At 62.4% G+C, this 5,320-nt stretch carries 7 protein-coding genes and 1 pseudogene; 6 read left to right on the top strand and 2 right to left on the bottom strand.

Annotation, left to right across the window (positions count from 1 at the left end; genetic code table 11):
* Positions 1 to 137: 137 nt before the first annotated feature.
* Entirely contained in the window at positions 138 to 1,643 is a 1,506-nt protein-coding gene (locus tag ACQUQ1_RS21565) for a PGF-CTERM sorting domain-containing protein (RefSeq protein ID WP_435066276.1), read from the bottom strand.
* 239 nt (positions 1,644 to 1,882) lie between these two features.
* On the opposite strand from ACQUQ1_RS21565, the gene ACQUQ1_RS21560 reads away from it, so the two are divergent.
* The 6 genes from ACQUQ1_RS21560 (at position 1,883) to ACQUQ1_RS21535 (ending at position 5,032) form a co-directional block, all read left to right on the top strand.
* Positions 1,883 to 2,395 (top strand): winged helix-turn-helix domain-containing protein, encoded by a 513-nt coding sequence (locus ACQUQ1_RS21560; RefSeq protein ID WP_435066275.1) that lies wholly within the window; start codon positions 1,883 to 1,885, stop codon positions 2,393 to 2,395.
* Positions 2,392 to 2,844 (top strand): hypothetical protein, encoded by a 453-nt coding sequence (locus ACQUQ1_RS21555; protein WP_435066274.1) that lies wholly within the window; start codon positions 2,392 to 2,394, stop codon positions 2,842 to 2,844. The genes ACQUQ1_RS21560 and ACQUQ1_RS21555 overlap by 4 nt, the downstream gene beginning before the upstream one ends.
* A gap of 297 nt (positions 2,845 to 3,141) precedes the next feature.
* Positions 3,142 to 3,669 carry a winged helix-turn-helix domain-containing protein gene (locus ACQUQ1_RS21550; RefSeq protein WP_435066273.1) on the top strand — a complete coding sequence of 176 codons (528 nt, stop codon included), beginning with the start codon at positions 3,142 to 3,144 and terminating at the stop codon, positions 3,667 to 3,669.
* Positions 3,670 to 4,119, top strand: a complete 450-nt coding sequence (locus ACQUQ1_RS21545; RefSeq protein ID WP_435066272.1) for a hypothetical protein — start codon at positions 3,670 to 3,672, stop codon at positions 4,117 to 4,119.
* A gap of 97 nt (positions 4,120 to 4,216) precedes the next feature.
* On the top strand, positions 4,217 to 4,519 hold the full coding sequence (locus ACQUQ1_RS21540) for a hypothetical protein (protein WP_435066271.1): 303 nt from the start codon (positions 4,217 to 4,219) through the stop codon (positions 4,517 to 4,519).
* Entirely contained in the window at positions 4,520 to 5,032 is a 513-nt protein-coding gene (locus ACQUQ1_RS21535) for a hypothetical protein (RefSeq protein WP_435066270.1), read from the top strand.
* A gap of 31 nt (positions 5,033 to 5,063) precedes the next feature.
* On the opposite strand, the pseudogene ACQUQ1_RS21530 reads toward ACQUQ1_RS21535, so the two are convergent.
* Positions 5,064 to 5,320 (bottom strand): annotated as a pseudogene (locus ACQUQ1_RS21530) (MFS transporter); the annotation flags it as partial.

Below are 5,320 nucleotides of genomic sequence, written 5' to 3'. Positions count from 1 at the left end.
GGTGGCGGACTGATCGCTCCCCGAATGATCTTGCACTCGCTGACGGCACGCTGTACGGCACCAGCGAGGGGACACCCTTGGCGCTGCAGTGAGTGTCCGCGAGCTTTCATAGGCCTGTCGGGGGTGGTACGCGCTCCTCACCTGTCGGCGGAGTATCGGCGGACGAGAAGGGCCACACATCCAATACTAAGAAGCCCGACCAGTACCCCAAATCCGGGCGTCGTTGTGGCGGTCGGTTCTGTAGTCGATGGACGGTCAGACGTGCGCTCGGAAGCAGTGGTCGACGGCTCTTGAGTGGGGTTCGTCGATGTCGACGTCTCCGGCGGCCATCCGTCCACTCGGACCTGTGTATCCAGTTCCCTGTCCTCGACTGATGCCCCGACGTCCGACGTAGTCGTGTATAGCGTATCGATGTCCGGGTCGTGCACGCCGTTCTCGTTTCGGTCCCACAGAGCCAGTACGTACACGTGACCCGACTCGTCGACGGCAGCTTTGTCGACGTACAACGTCCGTTCGACAGTCTCGTGCTCGGGAACAGCGACACTCCGGGCTTCACCGTCGACGTACATCAGTAACAGTCCCGGTTCGGGCAGCCGGAGTGTTGCTGTAATTGCTATGTTGCCTTCATGCGGTCCTGAGGAGACCAATCGCGCAGAGGTGTTGGACATCCTCGGCTGCTGTCCGATGAGTATCGTTCGCTCGGTGAGGACGGTTCCGTCCTTGACGACGACGACCTCGACCGTATCGTCGGCGTCAGCGTCGGGGAGCGGCAGCGTCGTGTTGAATTCGCTGTGTCCGAAGCCAGCGGTCGAGTCGTTAGCGTTGTACGTTTCGACATCGGGAACAACGAGCGTCGAGCCGTTCGACACGCTGGCACGGACCGTCAGATTCGTGTTCGGCAGGAACGGCGTGGTGCCAACGATTCGCAGCTCCTCGGCGGCGGATTCAGCGATCGTGGGCGTTCTGAACCCGTCGATCGCCGTGCCGTTCACCGGGGTTCGTAGACCGGTTCCGATCCCTTCGAACCGCGCGGAGCCGGTCAGGACACGTGTCTCGTTCCCGGTCGGGATCTCGAGGACGGCCTGAATTTCTCGATGTTCGAGTGTCTGCCTGATTGCGTCGCCGTCCTCCCGGTCGACAACCGAGACGTTGGCCGTGTCGATCAGCAACGAGAACGTGTCCGTGTCCTCCTCGTAGAGGACCTTCACGTTACTCCGGTTCAGTTTGAGCTTCGACGGGAGTTGCTCCGTGCCGTGATTCAGACCGAGAATCGAGACGTTCGTCCCAGTCGAGTCGAGCATCGTGAAGAATCGGTCCGTGGCGTTCCTCCCTTCCGTGGCTGCGTAGTCCGTGGCGACACGGTCGGATTCGAACTGGAGCACGAGGAGATCTCCCGGAGCGAGGAACTGAGGAGAGCGGACTCGACCGGCGTCACGTGCGGCAGTCAGATCGTCGGGAGCGTCGATCGATTCGTACAACTGCCCCGGACCACGGAGAACGGTGATATTACCGTCCGAATTCTCGACCTCCTCGTGAGGTAAGGCTGTCTCGGGTGAATCGGGTGTGACCACCGCTGCACCAGTTGCTGGCGCAGCGACGACGACGAAGAGTAGCGCGAGTTGGAGGGCTCGTGCTCGGACCATGCGTCCAGAAGTGAGTGTTCTGTCAAGTGTCTTGCGTAGGCTCAAACAGCGACTAGTTGCTGGGTTTCAGCGGTTCATCCATCGCCAGTTCCGAGAATCGGGACCCCAATGCGCCCGTCGGAATGTGGATCACGAGCCGGTAGCCGAGCAGGCCGCCTGACAACGCCCCCGTACACACACAGCTGAGCGAGATAATTTTCTCAAGAAATTATTTCTTTCTAGAGAGCGTAGCACCGAGTATGACCGAGACGCGGGACGACATCAACGAGCAGGTCAAAACGGACTGGAAAGGGGATACTACGCCGTTCGAGCGGGTGTACGAAATCATCGAACAAACCCACGACGGCCAGTCGGCAGCCGAGATCGCCGACCGCGCGCTCGTGAGCGAGCCGACGGCACGTCGACACTGTAAGACCCTCGTGAACACGGGCTTTGCGGAGACGGAGCAGGACGGCCAAACAACGCTGTACAAGCGAAACACCGACCGAGTGCTGATGTCCCGGATCCGCGAACTCCGCGACGAAGCAGATCGGACGGAGTTACTCGAGGGTATCAAGGAAATGAAAGCCGAGATCCGACGCTACGAGGACCGCTACGACGTGGTGTCACCGGAGGAACTCGCCCAGCGACTCGACGCCGGCGAGACGGAGGGATGGGACGACCTCACCGCGTGGCGAACGACGCGACAGAATCTCGCGGTCGCTCAAGCTGCACTCGCGTACGACGAGGCCAGCCATCAGCTCGCGGTATGAGCGGCGACGACCGAGCCGGCGAGTTCGGGCCGATCTATCTCCCGGCGCTCCGGCGAATCCGTGACTGCTGGCTCGAACTCGAACCGCTCGTCGACGAAACTTTGTACGATGACGTCGTCGCACCAACGGAACTGCAGATCCGTCTCAGCGATGGGCTCGGCGACGCCGAGAGCGCTCGCCTCGATATCCAGTGGAGCGAACTGGGTATGTATTCGTTCCATTACGTCGATAGTGACGACGTCAACTGGCGCTTCGACCGTCATCCGAATACACACTCTCCCCGGAGCCACTTTCATCCCCCACCGGACGCAGCCACGACGGCCGCCGAGCCGTCCTGTATCGACGTGACCGAGGTCTCGCTCGTGACCCGTGCTGTCCATACGATGTGGCGAGCAGCCTACGAGACCGACGACGTCGACCAGCTGAATAGTGTATCGAACCCGCCTTGACATCCTCCCCGCGCTAAAACGCGAGGATTCCTCCGTTGGGAGTTCGGCTATGCCGATTCTACGGAGGCCACTTCTGCTACCGCATCGCCTCGGACTTGGTCGAGGGCGATGAAACAGGAACACGAGTAGTTCCGGGAGAGTCCCGCGGCCGAGTCAACAGGGGTGAGGGAATGTGGTCCCACAGTCTCGGCCGACGGCACAGGGCCGGCCAGAGGGGACGGATCACGCCGGATCGGATTTCATTCATATATTTGCAAAAAACAAAGATATATTGCGAACCGCGTCCGATATCCCTTCATGACTGAGTTCGACCCTGCTCCTGACTCGGACGCTGCACGCCGACGGTGGCAGGAGGGTACGGACACGTTCGCTCGCGTGTACGACACCGTTTTGGGGATTACGTCGCCGACGCCGTACACCGAGATCGCGGAGATCGCGGACTGTTCCCCGAACGCGGCACGGAAACACCTCGACCGCCTGGCGGAGATGGGGATCGCTCGGGCGGACAGCGACAGCCGTCCGGCGACCTACGAGCGAAACGATGCGTATCTCGAATGGCAAGAGGCCAGTCGGATCGCGGCCGACCTCACCGTCGAGGAGATCATCGACCGCGTCCAGTCGTTGGAATCGCGTCGTGGTGAGTACGAGGAGCGGTTCGAAACCACGGACCCGGCCGAGGTCTCCGTGTTCGACCGTGAGGACCACGACGCCGTCCACGAACGGATGGCCGCGGTCAGCGAGTGGCAGGGAGTGATCCGGGACGTTCGCCTCTACGAACTCGCCCGCCAGCTCGCCCAGAACGACGGGCACCTCATTCCGGCCTAGATGGCGTTACTTTCGGACGGTAGCTCCGACTCGACAGGGCCGCCGGATCGACAGACGCTGCGGCTCCTAGATCGGACGTTCGCATCGGACCCGCTGACCGTGGAGACCGCATTCGACCCGGACCCCTACGAGCCGCGTCTCCTCCGTGTATTCCACGACGGTGACCGGTATCCGGCACGAGTCACGGCTGCCAAACTGGACGTTCGGTGGTTCACGACCGGCGATTTCTCGTTCCACTACGTGGAGGACATCGACGACGGAGACCGGTGGGAATGCCACTGGGATCGCCACCCGAACGACCACACTGACCGCCTGCATGTTCACGAACCACCGGACGCCGGTGACGGTACCGGGCTCTCTCTTCCGTCACTCCATCCGCTCGACGTGTCATCGACGGTGTTGACCGCGATCGCAGTGCGTATCGAGACGCTGTGGGCGGACTCCCAGTAGCGATTACCGTTCCAACACAGGCATCGATACGAGCGGATAGCGGCTCACACTGTACACACGACAACGGCTAAGTACGCTGGCTCACGTTGTACACATAATGAGTAGCGACAAGAAGCGCGTCCAGTTTCGGGCGCCACACCGACTCATCGATCGAACCGATGCGCTCGCCGACGTGCTCGGGGAGGATCGAACGGATATCCTCGTGACAGCGCTCCGGGAGTACCTCCAGGAAGCCGCTCACGACGACGCACTCACCCAGGAGATCGCGGCCGCCTATTACGACGACGAGATCACCTTCGAGCAACTCACGTCCCTTGTCGGAGCCGAGGAGGCGGCGAACCTCAGGGTCCTGAAACAGCAACTGGACGAGGACTTCATCGACGAGGTCGCCGACGCGTAGATGTCGCGGCTCGTCGCGGACTCTTCCGCCCTCGTTAGTCTTGGGATCGTCGCCGATAGCGATCCCGATCCGCTCGCACAGTGTCTGGCTCGGTACCAGGTCGTCGTTCCAGTAACGGTCATCGACGAACTCCGGGAGGTCGCCTCGTACGACGACACGCACGCTCGCGCCGCAGCCGTCGTTCTCGATCGAACCGATGCGCTCGATGTACGGTCGGTCGACCTCGACGCCGAGTTCCCGCTCGACGACGGTGAAAACGCTGCTGTCTCCCTCGCGAACACCCTCGACGCCGCACTGTTCCTCTGTGACGAATTCAACCGACTCGGCTTGATTCACGCGTCGCTCGCTGATTCCCGGCTCGTGACGACGCCGACGCTGCTCTCGGTGTTCGTTCGGGGCGAGCAGTTGTCAGCCGCCGAGGCTCGGACGCTCCTCGACGAGATCAGTGACGCCCGGAGCTGGGACGCGAACAGCTACGTTCAGCGGGCGCGCTCGCTCCTTGAGGAGTCCTGACTCCGATTCGAGAATCCGTGTCCGTGGACGCTCACCGCTCGCGCACCGGCGACTCCCACAGGAGGATAGCGCCCGACCCGACGCCGAGGACCACCCCGCCGACGGCCAGGGCGAACAGCGGGGAGACGAGATCGGAGACGACGCCGCTGCCGAGCTGGAACGGCACGACCGCCAGGCCGCTCACCATCGCCATCGCGCTCAGCACGGTCGCCCGGCCGACCGTCTCGATGCGGTCGGTGACGTACTGGCTCGCGAACGACCGCGTGACGTCGGCGAGCCCGCGGGCGA

Origin of the sequence: Halobaculum sp. EA56 (assembly GCF_051195075.1) — an archaeon.
In the GTDB taxonomy this organism is placed as follows: Archaea; Halobacteriota; Halobacteria; order Halobacteriales; family Haloferacaceae; genus Halobaculum.
The sequence above is the reverse complement of the archived record's forward strand: the minus strand, read 5'-3'. Positions and strand labels throughout refer to the sequence as shown.